This is a genomic window from Pantoea sp. AS142 (assembly GCF_037152305.1).
Classification (GTDB): Bacteria; Pseudomonadota; Gammaproteobacteria; order Enterobacterales; family Enterobacteriaceae; genus Pantoea.
Map to the genome: position 1 here is coordinate 130,826 of NZ_JBBCMO010000005.1, position 17,170 is coordinate 147,995.

The window sequence follows — 17,170 nt, forward strand, 5'->3', positions numbered from 1 at the left end:
GCCATGAGAGCCTGAACGATGAATCCGATATACCAGCACTATCTCACCCTTAAGGTTAAACATCCGAAGAAATATGCCCGCGATCTGGCTGCGCTGATCGGTATCAGTGAAGCGGAACTGTGCGAAGCGCGCATCGGCGTTGATGCCGTGGCGCTGAAACATGATTTCCCCGCATTGCTAAACGCGCTGGGGGCAGTTGGCGAGACCAAAAGTATCACCCGTAATGCTTATGCGGTACATGAGCATCTGGGCGAGTACCACAATGTGCAGATCGGCGCACATGGCGGCATTGTGCTCAATCCACGTGCGCTCGATCTGCGTCTGTTTGTCGCCCAGTGGTTCAGCGCTTTTGCCCTGCAGGAGCGGTCCGCACAGGGTGTGCGTCACAGTATTCAGATTTTCGATCGCCATGGTGATGCGGTGCTGAAGATCTATGTGACAGAGCAGACCAGTATGGCAGCGTGGCAGGCGCTTATCGCCCGTTTTAGTGCTGGCGACGTCGCGCCACTGAGGGTTGAGCCGGTTGCGGCAACCGCCCTGACCGACGCGATTGATGTCACCACCATTGACCGTGAATGGCGCGCCATGACCGATGTTCATCAGTTTTTTGCGCTGCTGAAACGCCATCAGGTTTCACGGCCTCAGGCGTTCCGCGCGGTAGGTGAGGATCTTGCCTGGCGAACCAGCAACGATGCGCTTAAGCGCGTGTTGCAGATGGCACAGCAGGCAGGCAATGAGATTATGATTTTTGTCGGCAACCGGGGCTGCACCCAGATTTTCACCGGCAGGGTGGAGAAGCTGCTGCCAATGGAGAACTGGCTCAACATCTTCAACCCTCAGTTCACGCTGCACCTGATGGCTGACCAGATAAGCGAAAGCTGGGTAACGCGCAAGCCAACCGGGGATGGCTTCGTGACCAGCCTGGAACTGTTCGCGGCCGACGGCACGCAGATCGCTCAGCTCTATGGACAGCGCACGGAAGGCACGCCAGAACAAGCCTGCTGGCGTGAGCAGGTACGTGCACTCTGCACGCCAGGAGCCGCGGCATGAAACGTCTGAGTCTGTTGTGGCTGCTGATGGCGCTGCCATCACTGACGCTGGCGGCGGAGCGGGTGGTGTCGATTGGCGGTGACATCACTCAGATTATCTACGCGCTGGATGCGCAGTCACAACTGGTGGCGCGCGACAGTACCAGCCTGCGTCCGGCGCCGGCCGCCCGGCTGCCGGACGTGGGTTATATGCGCCAGCTCAACGCCGAAGGTATTCTGGCGCTGAAACCGACGCTGGTGATTGCCAGCGAGCTGGCGAAGCCATCGCTTGTGCTGCAACAGATTGCCCGCGCTGGCGTCAGAGTGGTAACGGTGAGCGGCGAAAACAGCCTGCAGGCAATCCCTCAGAAAATCGCGACGGTGGGTCAGGCAATGCAGCGCGAAAGTGAGGCTCAGATGCTGGCGCAGCGGGTGACGCAGCAGATTCGCGAGTTGCCACAGCAACCGCTGCCAGTAAAAGTGCTCTACATCATGGCGAACAGCGGCATGAAGTCGATGGCGGCTGGAAATCAGACCGCGGCCGATGGCGCAATTCGCAGCGCCGGGCTGGAGAATGCTATGGGCTCAGTGCCACATTATCAGGCGCTGTCGCAGGAAGGCGTGATCGCCGCCGCGCCGGATCTGGTGGTGATGGGCGAGGATGGTCTGAAAACCCTCGGCGGCGAAGCACAGCTCTGGCAGTTACCGGGCCTGGCGCTGACGCCAGCCGGGCAGCATCACCGTCTGCTGGTGATCGACACCATGGCGCTGCTGGGATTTGGCCTTGATACGCCGGGGGCAATTGTGAAACTGCGTCAGGCTGCGGAATCGCTCCACGATGATTAATGGCAATGCATTGCGTGGCCTGGTGCTGATGCTGATTGTTCTGCTGGTTGCGATGGTGCTGGCGGCGAATCTGGGGGCGATATCGCTGTCGCTGCGGGCGCTGTGGCAGGCACCGCTCAGCGATCTCATCTGGCAGGTCTGGCTGGATATTCGTCTGCCGCGCGTGCTGCTGGCAGTGGTGATCGGCATGGCGCTGGCGGTGTCAGGTGCGGTGATGCAAGGCGTCTTTCGCAATCCGCTGGCCGATCCGGGCCTGTTGGGTATCAGCAGCGGAGCCGGACTGGCGGTGGCACTGGCGATCATTCTCCCGTTGGCGTTGTCGCCACCGCTGACATTATGGATCCCGATGATCGCCGCGTTTATCGGCAGCCTGGTGGTCACGCTGCTGATCTTCAGTTTCAGCCAGCTGGCACGCGGCAATCTTTCCAGGCTGCTGCTGGTGGGCATTGCGATTAATGCGCTGTGCGGGGCCGCGGTGGGTGTGCTCTCCTGGCTGAGCGACGACCAGCAATTACGCCAGCTGTCGCTCTGGGGCATGGGCAGCCTCAGCCAGGCGCAGTGGCCCATGCTGCTGATTTGCCTGCTGCTGATTCTGCCTGCCTTATTGCTGTTACAGACCCGCGCCCGCCACCTCAATCTGCTTCAGGCAGGCGAAGAAGATGCGCACTACATGGGGGTTGATGTGAAACGTACCCAGCATCAGCTCCTGACCCTCAGCGCGCTATTGGTGGGCACGGCCGTCTCGGTCAGTGGTGTGATCGGTTTTGTTGGCCTGGTGGTACCGCATGTAATGCGCTTTTGTCTCGGGAGCGATCATCGTTGGTTGCTGCCTGGTTCCGCGCTGGCCGGGGCCATTCTGCTGCTGCTGGCCGATACCCTGGCGCGTACCATCGTGGTTCCGGCGGAGATGCCGGTCGGGCTGCTGACCAGTTTAATTGGCGGCCCGTGGTTTCTCTGGTTGATCCTGCGTCAACAGCGAGGGTTCGAATGATGGAAGTTTTACAAGCCAGAGGATTGTGTCTCGCACGCGGTGGAAAAACCATTATCGATAATCTCAGCGTCACGCTGTCAGGCGGCGCGCTGGTGGCGCTAATCGGCCCTAACGGCGCGGGTAAATCGACGCTGCTGCGAATGCTCACCGGCTTTCTGTCGCCCGACCGGGGCGATTGCTGGCTGGGCGATCGGCAGCTGGCAGCATGGCCGCGTGAGGAACTGGCGCGTCGTCGGGCAGTGATGCGGCAGCAGAACAACCTGACTTTTGCACAGTCGGCGCAGTCAGTGGTGGCGATGGGTCGTGCGCCCTGGCCGGAGGCGCAGACGCAGGAGATTGTGGCTGAGGTCATGCAACTGACCGGCTGTGATTCGTTAGCGCAGCGCGATTACCGTCAGCTCTCCGGCGGTGAGCAGCAGCGGGTGCAACTGGCACGGGTACTGGCGCAACTCTGGCAGGATGGCGCACCGCGCGGATGGCTGTTTCTGGATGAACCGACGTCAGCGCTGGATCTCTTCTGGCAGCAGCAAATCCTGCGTTTACTGCGTCAGCTCACGCGTGCCGGGAATCTCACCGTTTGTACCGTGTTACATGACCTGAATCAGGCGTCGTTGTGGGCCGATCGTCTACTGCTGATGCACGCAGGCAGGCTGGTGGCTCAGGGCACGCCACAGACGGTGATGACTGAAGCGACTCTAACGCACTGGTATCAGGCTGATTTGCAGGTGGTGGCGCATGTGGAGAGTGGACAACCACATATCCAGCTACGGATTTAAACCGTTTCGCTTAAAAAACATTGACTTGCATAGTTTTATTCACCGGTTTTGCGCTATGCCTGGAACTTCCGGACAGACGACTAAGAAGACCATAATGGCAAAATCATTAGATAAAACGGCTGAGCAACTGGGTAATATTTTACTCTTCTCCGGACGACATCTGGCGACCGCCGAAGATGTTACTTATAAATTCTGGAGCGGTTAGCTTTAACACCGAGCCTGCGTACTACCCAGGGCCAGCTCGGAAAGACACTAAAGCCTATCCATGGCCGCCTGGCCCGCGCTGTCCATGGCACGGGCTGCTTTCCTCCTCTGATCCTGTTCCCTGCGCTCTGAATTTATACGTTGCGGCCAGATTCACCGTGAATGGGTTTTGTGAGCTATTTGATGCGAGAAACGCGCCTTCAAAAGCGGATTAACGGCAGTCGACAATCAGGCGACCCTGCACTTTGCCATCCAGCAATGCCTGTGCGCCCTCTCTGGCTTCGCTGAGCGGGATCACCCGGCTCAGCTTGCTGAGTCGTTCGCTATCCATCAGCTCACTGAGTCGCAGCCACGCCTGCTGACGAAGCGGTTTCGGGCACATCACACTATCAACACCGGCCAGCGTAACGCCACGCAAAATAAAGGGTGCGACGCTGGCTGGCAGGTCGAGTCCCTGCGCCATCCCGCAGGCGGCAACTGCGCCATCCCGCTGGGTGGCGGCCAGCACATTCGCCAGGGTGTGACTGCCTACGCTGTCTATCGCGGCGGCCCAGCGCTCTTTTACCAGCGGCTTACCGGGCTGGGAGAGTTCATCGCGGTCAATGACTGATGCCGCGCCCAGCGTGTCGATCAGATACGCGTGGTCGCTGGCGCGCCCGCTGGAGGCGATCACCTGATAGCCCATACGCGCCAGCAGGCTGACGCTATAGCTGCCGACGCCGCCGCTGGCTCCGGTCACCAGCACCGGCCCATGTTCAGGCGTGATACCTTGTTTTTCCAGCGCCATCACGCAGAGCATCGCGGTCAGTCCCGCGGTACCGATTGCCATGGTTTGCAACGGACTCAGCGTGGCGGGTGCACGGACCAGCCAGTCGCCGCTGACGCTGGCTTTCTGAGCCAGGCCGCCCCATTGTTTTTCGCCCACACCCCAGCCCGTCAGCAGCGCCACATCATCCTCTTTCCAGTCGGGATGGCGGCTGGCCGTCACCCGCCCCACAAAATCGATACCCGGCACCATCGGGAACTGGCGCACAATCGGGCCTTTGTTACAGATGGCCAGGGCATCTTTGTAGTTCAGGGATGAGTAGCTGACGTCGAGCGTGACATCGTGATCGGGTAGTTGAGATTCGGGGAGATCTTTCAGCAGGGAACGGTAACCCTGTTCGTCATTTTCAATGACCAGTGCCTTGAACATGCAGCCTCCGGCAGAGTGGGAAAGAGGAGAGCAGTTTACGCCTGGCAGAGACAATGCGGTAGGGCAATGGCCGCCTCTCCGGGGGAAGGAGACGGCAGAACCGTAAAAGCAGGCTGACAACTGCAGTGTGCCCGCTGCATAAATCAGCATATAATTCAAATAATTAGTCGTATTACGAATTTATTAAGATAAATAGTGTATAAAAATCATATTGTTATGTTTTTATCGGGTGGCTGAATAATTGCCTGGTTCGGGTTGTCCGTGCATAAAAAAGATGACATTATGACCGCCACTTTTTGACCCAGCTTCTTTATCGCAGAGGACGTCCCCATGTCCGGTTCACCGTGCATCCGCCCGGATTACCGTTCGCTTTTTCCGGCGCACACCGGGTTTTCCTCTTTTCCGCTATCTTCGTTATCCACCATGCGGTGAGGCCAGCCAGGCAGCCGCTATGGATCTGCTCTCCATCGGCTGCGGAATGCCTTCTGACTGTTAATTATTCGCCGGGGCGCTGTCCCCATAATTGTGCCTCTGGCACCTCCTCCCTGACGTTAGGGATTCTGTTATGACTCCACTGAAAATTGCTGCCAGCGCCGCTGTAGCACCCAATCTGACCCTGAACACCGCGCGTGATGTGGTGACGCTGGATAACACCGACTTTACGGATGTGGCGGCGGTGGTCGTCTCGCTGGCGGATACCCGCAGCGGTGTGCTGGCACTCCTGCGTCACACCGGCTTTAATCTGCCGGTGTTTGTCGCTAATGCGTTTGAAGAAGAAGTCATGCATCTGCCCGGCGTCAGCGGGGAGCTGGATGGTGATCCGCAGGCGTGGATCGCCCTTGAAGCGGCTGCGCAGGCGTATGAAGCGGCACTGCTGCCACCCTTTTTCGAGACGCTGACCCGCTATGTCGATATGCAGAACAGCACCTTTGCCTGTCCCGGCCATCAGGGCGGCGCGTTCTTTAAAAAACATCCGGCGGGCAAACAGTTTTATGACTTCTATGGTGAGAATGTTTTCCGGTCGGATATGTGTAATGCCGACGTCAAACTGGGCGATCTGCTGATCCACGAAGGCTCAGCTAAAGATGCGCAAAAATATGCGGCAAAAGTGTTTAACGCCGATAAAACCTACTTTGTGCTCAACGGCACCTCAAGCGCTAACAAAGTGGTGACCAATGCGCTGCTGACCCGGGGCGATCTGGTGCTGTTTGACCGTAACAATCACAAGTCGAACCATCATGGCGCGCTGATTCAGGCAGGCGCGACACCGGTTTATCTTGAAGCGGCGCGCAATCCTTTCGGCTTTATTGGTGGTATTGACGCGCACTGCTTTGATGAGGCTTATCTGCGTGAGCAGATCGCGGCAGTAGCTCCGCAGCGCGCGGCTGAGGCACGACCTTTCCGTCTGGCGATCATTCAGTTGGGCACTTATGACGGTACGGTCTACAACGCGCGTCAGGTGGTGGATCGCATCGGTCATCTGTGTGATTACATCCTGTTTGATTCCGCGTGGCTCGGCTATGAGCAGTTCATTCCACTGATGGAAAGCTGTTCGCCACTGACCCTGCAGCTAAATGAGAATGATCCCGGTATTTTTGTCACTCAGTCAGTGCATAAGCAGCTGGCAGGTTTTTCACAGACTTCGCAGATCCACAAAAAAGATAATCACATTCGTGGACAGCGGCGCTTCTGCCCGCACAAGCGACTGAATAACGCTTTCATGCTACACGCATCAACCAGTCCGTTTTATCCGCTGTTTGCCGCGCTGGATATCAACGCCAGAATGCATCAGGGCGAAGCGGGGCGACGCATGTGGGATGAGTGCGTCACGCTGGGTATCGAGGCGCGCAAAGCAATCCTGGACCGCTGTGAAATGATCCTGCCGTTTGTGCTGGAAACGGTGGATGGTCAGCGCTGGCAGGATGCGCCCACAGAGACCATCGCCCGCGATCTGCGCTACTTCAGCTTTGAACCGCAGGCTCAGTGGCACGGTTTCGCCGGTTATGCGCGCGATCAGTATCGGGTGGATCCCTGCAAGCTGCTGCTAACCACGCCGGGGATTGATGCGGCCAGCGGTGAATACAGTGATTTCGGGATTCCGGCGACCATTCTGGCGAACTATTTGCGTGAGAACGGCATTGTGCCTGAGAAGTGCGATCTCAATTCAATCCTGTTCCTGCTGACCCCGGCAGAGAGCCCGGAGAAGATGGCGAATCTGGTGGCGATGCTGGCGCAGTTTGAGCAGCACGTCACAGAGGATGCGCCGCTGGCCGAAGTGTTGCCGACCATTTACCGTAAAAACGCCGAGCGCTATGCCGGATATACCCTGCGTCGCCTTTGTCAGGAGATGCACGATCTTTACGTCAGCCATAACGTCAAGGATCTGCAGCGATTGATGTTCCGGGCAGCGGAGTTCCCGCCGGTCAGGGTGAATCCGCAGGATGCGCATCAGGCCTATATTCGCGGCGAAGTGGAGCTGGTGCCGATAGCCGAAGCCCAGGGTCGGGTCGCCGCGGAAGGTGCGCTGCCTTATCCACCAGGTGTTTTGTGCGTGGTGCCCGGTGAAGTCTGGGGCGGCGCGGTGCAGCGTTACTTCCTTGCGCTGGAAGAGGGGCTTAATCTGCTGCCAGGCTTCTCGCCCGAACTGCAGGGTGTTTATACCGAGGAGGATGAACAGGGACGGAAGTATCTGGTGGCGAATATGATGGTGGGGCGCTGATCTGAGCGGGGGCAGAGGCGGGGAGCGGCCCGCCTGCCTTTGGTTCGCTGCGCGAACGGGGCACGCTTCGCAGCGGGCTGGCACTGAGACGGTTTCGCTTGCAGCGGGCTGGCACGGAGAAGGTTTCGCTTGCAGCGGGCTGGCACGGAGAAGGTTTCGCCCGCCAGGCGATGGGCAGTTTCAGGTTCTCGGTGCAGGCGGACGCGTTAAGGGGCGTACGCCCGCCCCTTAACAATCCCGGCGTCCGGCTGCCTGCGCGCCCCGCTTTGCGGGGTACCCTCGTCACGCCCTGCGGCCGACGGACCGTCCGGACGCGCCATCCCTGGCGCGAACTGTCCTTTCGCCGACGTCCTGTCGGCTCATCCTTGCCTCCGGTTGTTCCTCAGCGCTTCGGATGCCTTTGAGAAACCCCTGCCTGTGATTTCTTTGTGTTAACTGTGGTGCTGTGTAGTCTGCTGGACTTAAAGCCACAGTCAAAGCCAGTCCCAAAAAAACCACAGCGATAAAGTACCCAACATAGAAAGAAGAGATAACAGCAGGGGGGTAGGGAGGCCGTCAGAGCCGCTGAGCGGATGAGGGATTTCAGGACGAGCGACAGGGATGTCGCGAAGAGGCGGGTTCGCGCCAGGGATGGCGCGTCCTGCCGGTCCGTGAGAAATCCGGAAGACGCGAAGGAACCGCGAAGCGGCGGTGAAGCAGGCCGGAGCCGGGGGGCAAGGGGCGCGGCGACTGGCGCCCCTTGTCGGTCGCCTGCAGAGGCATGTCTGAAACTGCCCAACTGATCAGGCGAACGAAACCCTTCTCAGAGCCCGTTCGCGCAGCGAACAACCCCCCGCTACAGCAGCTCCGATCAGAATCCCCGATAACTCTTCTGCGCGGTACTCACCTTATACAGATAACGCCGTGACTCGGCCGACGGATGCTGATTCGCCAGGGTCGAATAAACCTTGTTGGGTGACATGCCGTTAATCATTGAGAACGCGCGATCTTTATCGCTGGAGAAGACGCGCAACACGCTGCCCGCACCACCGTTATAGGCGGTGATCACTGCATAGCGGCGTGACAGCGGATCCTGAATACCGCCCAGATAGCTGCGCTGCAACAGCGACAGATATGCTGTACCGGCATCGATATTGTTCTCCGGATCCAGCAGATAACTGCGGCTCGGCTTGCCCCATTTCCCCTTCATGCGGAACACGTCAACGCCGGCGGTATGTTGCACCACCTGCATCAGACCCAGTGCATCAGAATGACTTACGGCGTAGGGGTTAAAGCTCGACTCGGTCTGCATGATCGCCAGGATCAACGAGGCATCGACACCATACTGTTCCGCGGCTTTACGCACCATCGGCAGGTATTTGTGCGCACGCTTATCCAGGTGGTTCGGCACCATCGGAATCGAAATGGTGTAAATCACATGCAGGCCCGAGGTGCGGCGCTGCAATTTATTCTGGATCAGATAGTCTGCAAAGGCTTCAGCGCGGCCCTGCCAGCGAATGGGCTGACCGGTATTATCCAGCACCTGACCATACAGCAGCGGCTCTTTACTGATCTCAATGTCATTGGCGTCAGAGTAGAGATCGACATTACCCGGATCTTCACCAATCAACAGGGTGGTCACGATCGCCTGACGCAGGCTGGCCATCGGATCAGTGCCAGAAATCGTCTCGATGGTCAGCTTACCGCTTTCGAAGTTGATGTGGCTGCGGGTGTAATAATTGTCGCTGTATTTGACGTAATCTTTAGGCCCAGCGATCAGGACCTCATTGATACCCCAGATATTCTCAATATTGTGAGCAAACTGCCCCATCAGAATATCAAAGCCGTTGGTATCTTTTACCCACTCCTCGTGGGACTGCTGATTCTTTGACCCGGAGCAGGAAACCAAAAGTGGTGCTATCACCAGCAGGGCGATTAATTTTTTATTCATTGGGAGTGCAAGCCTGACCTGGATGACCGGCCTCAGCGATGAGGCCCGGAATGTTTACGCTTCTGGCGGTGTATAGCCTTCGATATGAACGTCTTTACCTTCGAACAGGAAATTGATCATCTCCTTCTCCAGCACTTTACGATCATCGGGATTCATCATGTTGAGCTTCTTCTCGTTGATCAACATGGTCTGTTTCGCCATCCATTTTTGCCAGGCTTCTTTAGAGATGTCATTGTAAATGCGCTTACCCAGATCGCCCGGATAGAGCTGAAAATCCTGCCCTTCCGCGTCGCGCTGTAAAAAAGTACAAAAAATGGTGCGGCTCATTATTCTTCCTCATTAATCTCACAACTGTTCAAAGCCAGTTGTCGGGGGTGGCGCAGCTCGTGTAACAGGCGCTCAACGGGTGCGGCTAAACCCACGGATGGTGGCAGCGCTAAGTTATACCAGAGACCGCCTGCTTCATCCATCGCCGCCCCGACAGAAGGCCACGCCAGCCACATTGGCACAATATCGAGATGGAAATGGCTGAAGGTATGACGAAAGGCGGTGAGCTGCTGCGGTTTTGCATGAATGCCACGCGCCGCCAGCCAGTCGGTCAGCGCCGCTTCGGTGGTGAACTGGGGGAAGCAGAACAGCCCCCCCCATAAACCCACGGGCGGACGCTGCTCCAGCCAGACATCATCGCCATCCTGCATCATCAGGAACCAGCCGCTCCGCTCCGGCAGCACCTGCTTAGGCTTCTTGCCGGGATAGCTCGCCCAGCTGCTGTTGGCATACGCCTCACAACCACTGTTCAGCGGGCAGAGATCACACTTCGGCTTGGAGCGGGTACAGACGATAGCACCCAGATCCATCATCGCCTGATTAAACTGGCTGACGCCCTCGGCGGGTGTGACCTCTTCGCTGATCTGCCAGAGCCGCTTTTCGACCTCTTTTTTACCCGGCCAGCCGCTGACGGCATAGCAACGGGCCAGCACGCGCTTGACGTTGCCATCCAGAATCGGGAAATGCTGCCCCAGTGACAGCGACAGGATTGCGCCCGCCGTGGAGCGGCCAACGCCGGGCAGGGCAGAGACATCATTGAAATTACGCGGGAACTCGCCCTGATGAACCTCGACAATCTGTTTTGCGGCTTTGTGCAGATTACGCGCACGGGCGTAATAGCCGAGGCCGGTCCAGAGATGCAGCACTTCATCCAGCGGAGCTGCAGCCAGATCGGTGACCGTGGGGAAGCGCGCCATAAAGCGTTCAAAATAGGGAATAACCGTGGCAACCTGGGTTTGCTGTAGCATGACTTCCGAGAGCCACACTTTATAAGGCGTCTTTTCCAGCTGCCACGGCAGGGTTTTGCGACCAAAGCGCTGATACCAGTCCAGCACCTGTTGCGCGAACTGCGGCGCTTGCATCATAAGAAGGAAATTTTCCGTGTTTACTCTACACTCAGGCAGGAATTCCAGCACATGCGCACCTGGGTGTAAACCGGAAGATTGCAAAGGCTTGCTTCTGCTTATGAACTTTGCATAATGCCCGTTTCCCGGAACAGGCTAACCAGCAGGCTTTTACATGATTAATGACGTCATCACCCCAGAATTTGATGAGAACGGGCGGCCATTACGCCGGATCCGCAGCTTTGTGCGCCGCCAGGGTCGCTTAACTAAAGGCCAGCAGCAGGCGCTGGACACCCTGTGGCCAGTCATGGGGGTGGAATATCAGCCGGAGCCGATTGATCTGCCCGCGCTGTTTGGCCGCGAGGCCCCGGTGACGCTGGAAATTGGCTTTGGTATGGGCGCATCTCTGGTGACCATGGCGCAGAACACGCCGCATCAGAACTTCCTGGGCATTGAAGTGCATGCGCCGGGCGTGGGTGCCTGTCTGGCCGCCGCCAAAGACGCGGATGTACAGAACCTGCGGGTGATGTGTCATGACGCGGTAGAAGTGCTGGAGAAGATGATTCCGGATAACTCGCTGCGCATGGTCCAGCTCTTCTTCCCCGATCCGTGGCATAAAGCGCGGCACAACAAACGCCGTATCGTCCAGGTGCCCTTTGCCGAGCTGGTGATGCGCAAACTAAAGCTGGGCGGCGTCTTCCACATGGCGACCGACTGGGAAGCCTACGCGGAGCATATGCTTGAAGTGATGAACAGCATTGATGGCTACTGCAACCAGTCTGAGCAACAGAATTATGTGCCGCGTCCCGAGACGCGTCCACTGACCAAATTTGAGCAGCGCGGGCAGCGTTTAGGCCACGGCGTATGGGATTTAATGTTTGAGAGGGTGAAATAATGGCCACACAACGCAGCCGCCGATTACGTAAAAAACTGCACATCGACGAGTTTCAGGAACTGGGTTTCTCGGTTGCCTGGCGCTTCCCGGAAGGCACCAGCGAAAGTGAAATTGATGAGACGCTGAACCAGTTCATCAATGAAGCGATCGACCCTAACGGTCTGGCCTTTGATGGCAGTGGTTACCTGGTGTGGGAAGGTCTGGTTTGCCTGCAGAAAACCGGCAAATGTACCGATGAGCATCGGGCGCTGGTCCGCAAATGGCTGGAAGAGCGCAAGCTGCAGGACGTGCAGATGACTGAACTCTTTGACGTCTGGTGGGACTAAGTCGTCACACAGCGTCGGGCTGAGGCCCGATCTCTGAACGGTTACAGACCAGATGTTAGGGAGTTTATATGATGCGTAAAGCGCTTCTTGCTGTGCTGCTGATGGCAGCGACTCAGGCTCAGGCTGCGTATGAATGCAGCGTTAAGCCGCAGGACGATGTGGTCATCAGGCCGCAGAGTGTGCAGGTGGTCGGTGCCAGTGGCAATATGGAAATCTCGCCGCAGGGCGACGTGCAGTTCAACGGCCAGAAAGTTTCGCTGGATATCGCTGAACGTCAGAAAGCGATCGACTATCAGAACGCGCTGCGTCGCGATCTGCCGTGGATTGACAGCGGGGCGACGTCCCGTCTGGAGAAAGGGCGTGTGGCACTGGATCGGGTCATCGTTGAAAAACTGGGCACCGACAGCAACGTGCGTAATCGCCTGACCACGCTGAATGGCCAGTTGAAACAGCAGATGAACCGCATCATTGAACACCGTGAAGACGGTCTGACGTTCCACCATCAGGCGATTGATCAGGTGCGCGCCGAAGGTGAAAGGCTGGTGCAGTCGACGCTGGGCGGCGTAATGCAGGATAGTCTGAATGAGATGGGCAGTAAGCAGGGCAGCGGTGGCAGTAATCCGCTACAGGCGATTATGGGCAATCTGGGCGGTCTGCAACAGTCGATTCAGGCTGAGTGGAGCAAGCAGGAGCAGGATTTCCAGAACTTCGGACACGAAGTGTGTAATCGCGTTATTTCGCTGGAAGATCAGCGTAAACAGCTTACCCGCGCACTGAAAAAATAAGTTAACGCCTCAGCCTGACGGGCTGAGGCGCTTTTTTTACCCTTCCACGCTTACTCTTCCGCTAAAAACAGCTCAAGCAGCGAATTCAGGAACAGCTTCCCTTTCTCCGTAATCTGCCACTGCTCAGCGGTTTCGGTCACGTAACCGGCACCAATTGCGGCATCCATCTGCGAACGGATCACCTGTTCTGACAAACCGGTGTAGCGGCTGAACTCGTCGCGCGGCGCGGCCTCCAGCAGGCGAAAACGGTTCATGAAATATTCAAACGGCTTGTCGTTGTCGGCAACCTCATACTGCTTTTCGCGGTAGTTACCCTGCATGAAGCCACGCGGATGACGGGTTTTCACCGTGCGGACAATGCGGCCATCCGGTTGCGTCAGCTTGCCGTGTGCGCCACACCCAATCCCCAGATAGTCGCCAAAGCGCCAGTAGTTGAGGTTGTGTTCACAGCGATAACCCGGCTTCGCGTAGGCGGAAGTTTCATACTGCTGATAACCGGCGGCCCGCAGCAGCTGATCGCCCTGTTCAAAAATATCCCACAGTGCATCATCATCCGGCAGCACCGGCGGACGTGAGCCAAACAGGGTGTTGGGTTCAATGGTGAGCTGATACCAGGAGAGATGCGGAGGATTCAGCGCAATCGCCTGACGTAAATCGTCGAGCGCTTCCTCCAGCGACTGATCGGGCAGGCCATGCATCAGGTCGAGGTTAAAGCTGCGCAGCGACAGCGACTCTGCCAGTTCAGCGGCGCGAACCGCCTCTTCCGGGCCATGAATACGGCCAAGACGCTGCAGCTTTTGCGGACTGAAACTCTGTACGCCAATGGAAATACGGTTGATACCGGCGCGCTGATAGGCGCTGAACCGGTCCGCTTCCACGGTGCCAGGATTGGCTTCCATGGTCACTTCCGCATCATCCGATAGCGTCAGACGCGCCCGCACGCCATCCATCAGCATCTGCATCGCGCTACTGCTCAGCAGGCTGGGCGTGCCACCACCAATGAAGATCGTGCGGACTTTCCGGCCATTGATGAGCGGTAAATCGATCTCCAGGTCGCGCAGCAGGTGCTGCACATATTCAACGTGCGGCACCTCATCTTTCAACGCGTGGGAGTTAAAATCACAGTAGGGACACTTCTGTACGCACCATGGAATGTGGATGTAGAGACTCAACGGCGGCAGATTAGGCATTACGCATCGCTTCCAGCAATAGCGTCAATGCTTTACCCCGGTGAGAAACAGCACCTTTCTCCGCTTTGCTGAGCTCGGCCGCGGTTTTACCCAGCGCCGGTACAGAGAAAATCGGGTCATAGCCAAAGCCACCGGCACCAGTGGCCGAGCGGGTGATCTCACCCTGCCAGCTGCCATGGAACACCAGCGGGGTCGGATCTTCCGCATGACGCAGATAGACCAGCACGCAGTGGAACTGCGCCTGGCGCTGACCGTCCGGCACGTTTTCCAGCGCCTGCAGCAGCTTACCCAGGTTCTGCTGATCGCTGGCTCCCTCACCGGCGTAGCGCGCCGAGTAGATGCCGGGCGCGCCGCCCAGTGCGTCAACGGCCAGACCGGAATCATCGGCAATGGCCGGTAAGCCGGTGATCTGTGCCGCGTGACGCGCTTTGAGAATCGCGTTCTCAATAAAGGTCAGGCCGGTCTCTTCCGCCGATTCAACCCCAAGGTCGGTTTGTGCGACGATATCCAGACCAAAGGCGGAGAGTAACTCCGCCAGTTCACGCACTTTGCCGGGATTGCCGGTTGCCAGGACAACTTTTTGCATAACAGTTCCAGTTTGATTCATTTACAGCAGATACCAGAGACCCGGGAACAGGTCCATGCCGAGAAAGTTCAGGGCATACAGCACCAGGATGACGATCATCGCTGAGAAATCGATGCCGCCCATCGCAGGCAGAATACGGCGAATAGGTGCCATCATCGGCTCGGTTAACTGCACCAGCAGATAATCGACAGGACCTCGGCCCTGGCTGATCCAGCTCATCAGGGAGCGAATAATAATCACCCAGAAGACCAGATAGCCGGCGGATTTGACCAGCGACAGCAGGCCGACCAGCAGATTGGTCGGGTCGACCGAGAAGACGCCCACCTGAATCAGTAATAAAATCGGGTATTTCAGCGTGGTCAGCACAAAGGCCAGCAGCAGCGACGCGGTATCAATCGGTCCCAGCGCCGGCAGTATGCGGCGGAGCGGCTTAACAATCGGCTGTGTCACTTTTACGACAAACTGCGCCACTGGATTGTAAAAATCGCAGCGGGACCACTGCATCCAGATGCGTAACAGCAGCACCATGACGTAGAGATCGATCAGCGTTTTTACTAAAAACGTCAGTGTTAACATGAAGTTCCTCTATTATTGTTGTGAGTTTTGCGCATAATCTCGTGCGCCAAAAATGGCGGTGCCGATACGCACCATCGTACTGCCTGCAGCGATTGCCGCCTCCATGTCATCGCTCATTCCCAGTGAAAGCGTATCAATGTGCGAATACTGCTGTTGCAACTGCCGGAAGGCATCCGCCATTTGCTGACACACCGCCAGCTGCCGCGGGTAATCCCTCTCAGCCGCCGGAATCGCCATCAATCCGCGCAGACGCAGTTGCGGCAGGGTTGCGATCTGTTCAGCCAGGCCGGAAACAGCCTCCAGCATGATGCCAGATTTGCTGTTCTCGTCACTGATATTTACCTGAATTAACACATTCAGCGGTGGCAGAGTGACAGGCCGCTGATCGTTTAGCCGCTGCGCAATGCGCTGACGGTCAATGGTGTGACACCAGGCAAAATTTTCCGCCACCAGACGGCTTTTATTGGACTGCAACGGGCCGATGAAGTGCCACTCCAGCTCAGGATGTGCGGTCAGTACCTGAACCTTTTCAACCCCTTCCTGGACGTAATTTTCACCAAAGGCAATCTGGCCAGCGGCAAAGGCTTCTTCGACCGCGCTCGCAGGTTTGGTTTTACTGACTGCAAGCAGGGTAATTTCTTCTGGTGTGCGGCCGCAACGCGCGGCAGCGGCAGCGATTCGTTGCCGTACTTGCTGTAGGTTCTGCTGGATTGAGGTCATAGTCAGGAGAAATTATGAATCTGGATGAAATGGTGGGGCTTAGTGTAAAGCATAATGCCGCCGATCTGCACCTTTGCAGCGGACATTTGCCCTGTTGGCGGCGGCAGGGAAGGCTGGAGACGATTCCGCAGCAGGCCAGGCTCTCTGCGGACTGGATGGAGCAGTTTATGGCACGCTGGCTCAGTGCCCCTCAGCGTCTGCAGCTGGAGCGCGCAGGGCAGCTCGATTTCGCCCTGAGTCTGGCCGACGGCCAGCGTCTGCGTGCGAATCTGTTTATGCAGCGCAATGGCCTGTCGCTGGCGCTACGTATAATAGCCACGGTGTGCCCAACGCTGGAGAGCCTGCAACTGCCCGACATTGTCCCGGCGCTTCTTGAGCAGCAGGATGGACTGATTCTGGTGACCGGCGCGACCGGCAGCGGCAAATCTACCACGCTGGCGGCACTGGTTGATGCGCTGAACCGTCAGCAGGCGCGTCATATCATCACGCTGGAAGACCCGATTGAATTTATCCATCACAGCCAGCAGTCGCTGATCCAACAGCGCGAAATTGGCCTGCACTGTGGTTCGTTTTCGCTGGGGATAAAGGCGGCGCTGCGTGAAGATCCCGACGTCATTCTGCTGGGCGAACTGCGCGACAGTGACACCATTCGTCAGGCGCTGACGGCGGCGGAGACTGGCCATCTGGTGCTGGCAACGCTTCACACGCGTGGCGCGGCACAGGCAGTGGATCGGCTGGTGGATGTCTTTCCGGCGGAGGAGAAGCAACTGGTGCGTACACAGCTGGCGGGCAGCCTGAAAGCGGTGATTGCGCAGCGGCTGGTGCCTGCTATTGCCGAATCGCGCATCGGACTGTTTGAAGTGTTGGTCGCGACACCCGGCATCACGAATTTGATCAGAGAAGGCAAGATGCACCAGATCCCTGCACTGTTACAGACCGGCGCACAGGCCGGTATGCAGACGTTTGAGCAGAGTCGGCTGGCGCGTCAGGCAGCCGGACTGATTGAGTGAGG

General features: G+C 57.6%; 17 protein-coding genes. 9 read left to right on the forward strand and 8 right to left on the reverse strand.

All coding sequences use genetic code 11. The features are described from left to right. Window positions 1-18: 18 nt before the first annotated feature. From WFO64_RS11560 to WFO64_RS11575, 4 genes are read left to right on the forward strand one after another with little or no spacing between them, the layout of a single operon-like run. Window positions 19-1,050 carry a hemin-degrading factor gene (locus WFO64_RS11560; RefSeq protein ID WP_337011786.1) on the forward strand — a complete coding sequence of 344 codons (1,032 nt, stop codon included), beginning with the start codon at window positions 19-21 and terminating at the stop codon, window positions 1,048-1,050. Next, complete coding sequence (locus tag WFO64_RS11565) at window positions 1,047-1,874, forward strand: heme/hemin ABC transporter substrate-binding protein (protein ID WP_337011787.1); 828 nt, start codon at window positions 1,047-1,049, stop codon at window positions 1,872-1,874. Before WFO64_RS11560 ends, WFO64_RS11565 begins: the two co-directional genes overlap by 4 nt. Further along, a complete protein-coding gene (locus tag WFO64_RS11570; protein WP_337011790.1) occupies window positions 1,867-2,865 on the forward strand; it encodes a FecCD family ABC transporter permease in 999 nt (332 codons plus the stop codon). Before WFO64_RS11565 ends, WFO64_RS11570 begins: the two co-directional genes overlap by 8 nt. Next, window positions 2,865-3,641 carry a heme ABC transporter ATP-binding protein gene (locus tag WFO64_RS11575; protein ID WP_337012068.1) on the forward strand — a complete coding sequence of 259 codons (777 nt, stop codon included), beginning with the start codon at window positions 2,865-2,867 and terminating at the stop codon, window positions 3,639-3,641. Before WFO64_RS11570 ends, WFO64_RS11575 begins: the two co-directional genes overlap by 1 nt. 415 nt (window positions 3,642-4,056) lie before the next feature. On the opposite strand, the gene acuI is transcribed toward WFO64_RS11575, so the two are convergent. Then, window positions 4,057-5,040 (reverse strand): acrylyl-CoA reductase (NADPH), encoded by a 984-nt coding sequence (gene acuI / locus WFO64_RS11580; protein WP_337011792.1) that lies wholly within the window; start codon window positions 5,038-5,040, stop codon window positions 4,057-4,059. A gap of 565 nt (window positions 5,041-5,605) precedes the next feature. Here acuI and WFO64_RS11585 point away from each other — a divergent pair. Beyond that, on the forward strand, window positions 5,606-7,759 hold the full coding sequence (locus tag WFO64_RS11585) for an ornithine decarboxylase (protein WP_337011794.1): 2,154 nt from the start codon (window positions 5,606-5,608) through the stop codon (window positions 7,757-7,759). Window positions 7,760-8,609: 850 nt separating this feature from the next. On the opposite strand, the gene mltC is transcribed toward WFO64_RS11585, so the two are convergent. The 3 genes from mltC to mutY are packed head-to-tail and all read right to left on the reverse strand — an operon-like array spanning window position 8,610 to window position 11,101. Beyond that, the gene (gene mltC, locus WFO64_RS11590; RefSeq protein ID WP_337011796.1) at window positions 8,610-9,689 is read right to left on the reverse strand and encodes a membrane-bound lytic murein transglycosylase MltC; all 1,080 of its coding nucleotides are present in this window, start codon (window positions 9,687-9,689) and stop codon (window positions 8,610-8,612) included. Between the two features lie 54 nt (window positions 9,690-9,743). After that, a complete protein-coding gene (locus WFO64_RS11595; RefSeq protein WP_090965909.1) occupies window positions 9,744-10,016 on the reverse strand; it encodes an oxidative damage protection protein in 273 nt (90 codons plus the stop codon). Further along, complete coding sequence (gene mutY, locus WFO64_RS11600; RefSeq protein WP_337011802.1) at window positions 10,016-11,101, reverse strand: A/G-specific adenine glycosylase; 1,086 nt, start codon at window positions 11,099-11,101, stop codon at window positions 10,016-10,018. The genes WFO64_RS11595 and mutY overlap by 1 nt, the downstream gene beginning before the upstream one ends. 154 nt (window positions 11,102-11,255) lie before the next feature. Here mutY and trmB point away from each other — a divergent pair, with 154 nt between their 5' ends. The 3 genes from trmB (at window position 11,256) to WFO64_RS11615 (ending at window position 13,086) form a co-directional block, all read left to right on the forward strand. Then, window positions 11,256-11,975, forward strand: coding sequence for a tRNA (guanosine(46)-N7)-methyltransferase TrmB (trmB, locus tag WFO64_RS11605; RefSeq protein ID WP_337011804.1), 720 nt, complete (start codon window positions 11,256-11,258; stop codon window positions 11,973-11,975). Next, window positions 11,975-12,301: a YggL family protein gene (locus WFO64_RS11610; protein ID WP_285087790.1), complete on the forward strand. Its 327-nt coding sequence runs from the start codon at window positions 11,975-11,977 to the stop codon at window positions 12,299-12,301. The genes trmB and WFO64_RS11610 overlap by 1 nt, the downstream gene beginning before the upstream one ends. Window positions 12,302-12,369: 68 nt before the next feature. Then, the gene (locus tag WFO64_RS11615; protein ID WP_337011808.1) at window positions 12,370-13,086 is read left to right on the forward strand and encodes a DUF2884 domain-containing protein; all 717 of its coding nucleotides are present in this window, start codon (window positions 12,370-12,372) and stop codon (window positions 13,084-13,086) included. A 50-nt stretch (window positions 13,087-13,136) separates the two neighbouring features. Here the strand turns inward: WFO64_RS11615 and hemW are convergent, their stop codons facing one another. The 4 genes from hemW to WFO64_RS11635 are packed head-to-tail and all read right to left on the reverse strand — an operon-like array spanning window position 13,137 to window position 16,158. Further along, window positions 13,137-14,276 (reverse strand): radical SAM family heme chaperone HemW, encoded by a 1,140-nt coding sequence (hemW, locus tag WFO64_RS11620; RefSeq protein WP_337011810.1) that lies wholly within the window; start codon window positions 14,274-14,276, stop codon window positions 13,137-13,139. Further along, window positions 14,269-14,862, reverse strand: a complete 594-nt coding sequence (locus tag WFO64_RS11625; RefSeq protein ID WP_337011812.1) for an XTP/dITP diphosphatase — start codon at window positions 14,860-14,862, stop codon at window positions 14,269-14,271. The genes hemW and WFO64_RS11625 overlap by 8 nt, the downstream gene beginning before the upstream one ends. Window positions 14,863-14,883: 21 nt before the next feature. Beyond that, window positions 14,884-15,438 (reverse strand): YggT family protein, encoded by a 555-nt coding sequence (locus tag WFO64_RS11630; protein WP_039388228.1) that lies wholly within the window; start codon window positions 15,436-15,438, stop codon window positions 14,884-14,886. Between the two features lie 12 nt (window positions 15,439-15,450). Continuing rightward, complete coding sequence (locus WFO64_RS11635) at window positions 15,451-16,158, reverse strand: YggS family pyridoxal phosphate-dependent enzyme (protein WP_337011815.1); 708 nt, start codon at window positions 16,156-16,158, stop codon at window positions 15,451-15,453. Window positions 16,159-16,172: 14 nt separating this feature from the next. Here WFO64_RS11635 and WFO64_RS11640 point away from each other — a divergent pair, with 14 nt between their 5' ends. Beyond that, window positions 16,173-17,168 carry a type IV pilus twitching motility protein PilT gene (locus WFO64_RS11640; protein WP_337011817.1) on the forward strand — a complete coding sequence of 332 codons (996 nt, stop codon included), beginning with the start codon at window positions 16,173-16,175 and terminating at the stop codon, window positions 17,166-17,168. Window positions 17,169-17,170: the final 2 nt, after the last annotated feature.

Excerpts from the sequence above, each read along its gene's own strand:
- WFO64_RS11560 (WP_337011786.1), top strand. The coding sequence starts at position 19 with ATGAATCCGATATACCAGCACTATCTCACCCTTAAGGTTAAACATCCG.
- WFO64_RS11565 (WP_337011787.1), top strand. The coding sequence starts at position 1,047 with ATGAAACGTCTGAGTCTGTTGTGGCTGCTGATGGCGCTGCCATCACTG.
- WFO64_RS11575 (WP_337012068.1), top strand. The coding sequence starts at position 2,865 with ATGGAAGTTTTACAAGCCAGAGGATTGTGTCTCGCACGCGGTGGAAAA.
- trmB (WP_337011804.1), top strand. The coding sequence starts at position 11,256 with ATGATTAATGACGTCATCACCCCAGAATTTGATGAGAACGGGCGGCCA.
- WFO64_RS11585 (WP_337011794.1), top strand. The coding sequence starts at position 5,606 with ATGACTCCACTGAAAATTGCTGCCAGCGCCGCTGTAGCACCCAATCTG.
- WFO64_RS11570 (WP_337011790.1), top strand. The coding sequence starts at position 1,867 with ATGATTAATGGCAATGCATTGCGTGGCCTGGTGCTGATGCTGATTGTT.
- WFO64_RS11595 (WP_090965909.1), bottom strand. The coding sequence starts at position 10,016 with ATGAGCCGCACCATTTTTTGTACTTTTTTACAGCGCGACGCGGAAGGG.
- WFO64_RS11625 (WP_337011812.1), bottom strand. The coding sequence starts at position 14,862 with ATGCAAAAAGTTGTCCTGGCAACCGGCAATCCCGGCAAAGTGCGTGAA.
- WFO64_RS11610 (WP_285087790.1), top strand. The coding sequence starts at position 11,975 with ATGGCCACACAACGCAGCCGCCGATTACGTAAAAAACTGCACATCGAC.
- acuI (WP_337011792.1), bottom strand. The coding sequence starts at position 5,040 with ATGTTCAAGGCACTGGTCATTGAAAATGACGAACAGGGTTACCGTTCC.
- WFO64_RS11635 (WP_337011815.1), bottom strand. The coding sequence starts at position 16,158 with ATGACCTCAATCCAGCAGAACCTACAGCAAGTACGGCAACGAATCGCT.
- WFO64_RS11615 (WP_337011808.1), top strand. The coding sequence starts at position 12,370 with ATGATGCGTAAAGCGCTTCTTGCTGTGCTGCTGATGGCAGCGACTCAG.
- mltC (WP_337011796.1), bottom strand. The coding sequence starts at position 9,689 with ATGAATAAAAAATTAATCGCCCTGCTGGTGATAGCACCACTTTTGGTT.
- WFO64_RS11640 (WP_337011817.1), top strand. The coding sequence starts at position 16,173 with ATGAATCTGGATGAAATGGTGGGGCTTAGTGTAAAGCATAATGCCGCC.
- WFO64_RS11630 (WP_039388228.1), bottom strand. The coding sequence starts at position 15,438 with ATGTTAACACTGACGTTTTTAGTAAAAACGCTGATCGATCTCTACGTC.
- hemW (WP_337011810.1), bottom strand. The coding sequence starts at position 14,276 with ATGCCTAATCTGCCGCCGTTGAGTCTCTACATCCACATTCCATGGTGC.
- mutY (WP_337011802.1), bottom strand. The coding sequence starts at position 11,101 with ATGATGCAAGCGCCGCAGTTCGCGCAACAGGTGCTGGACTGGTATCAG.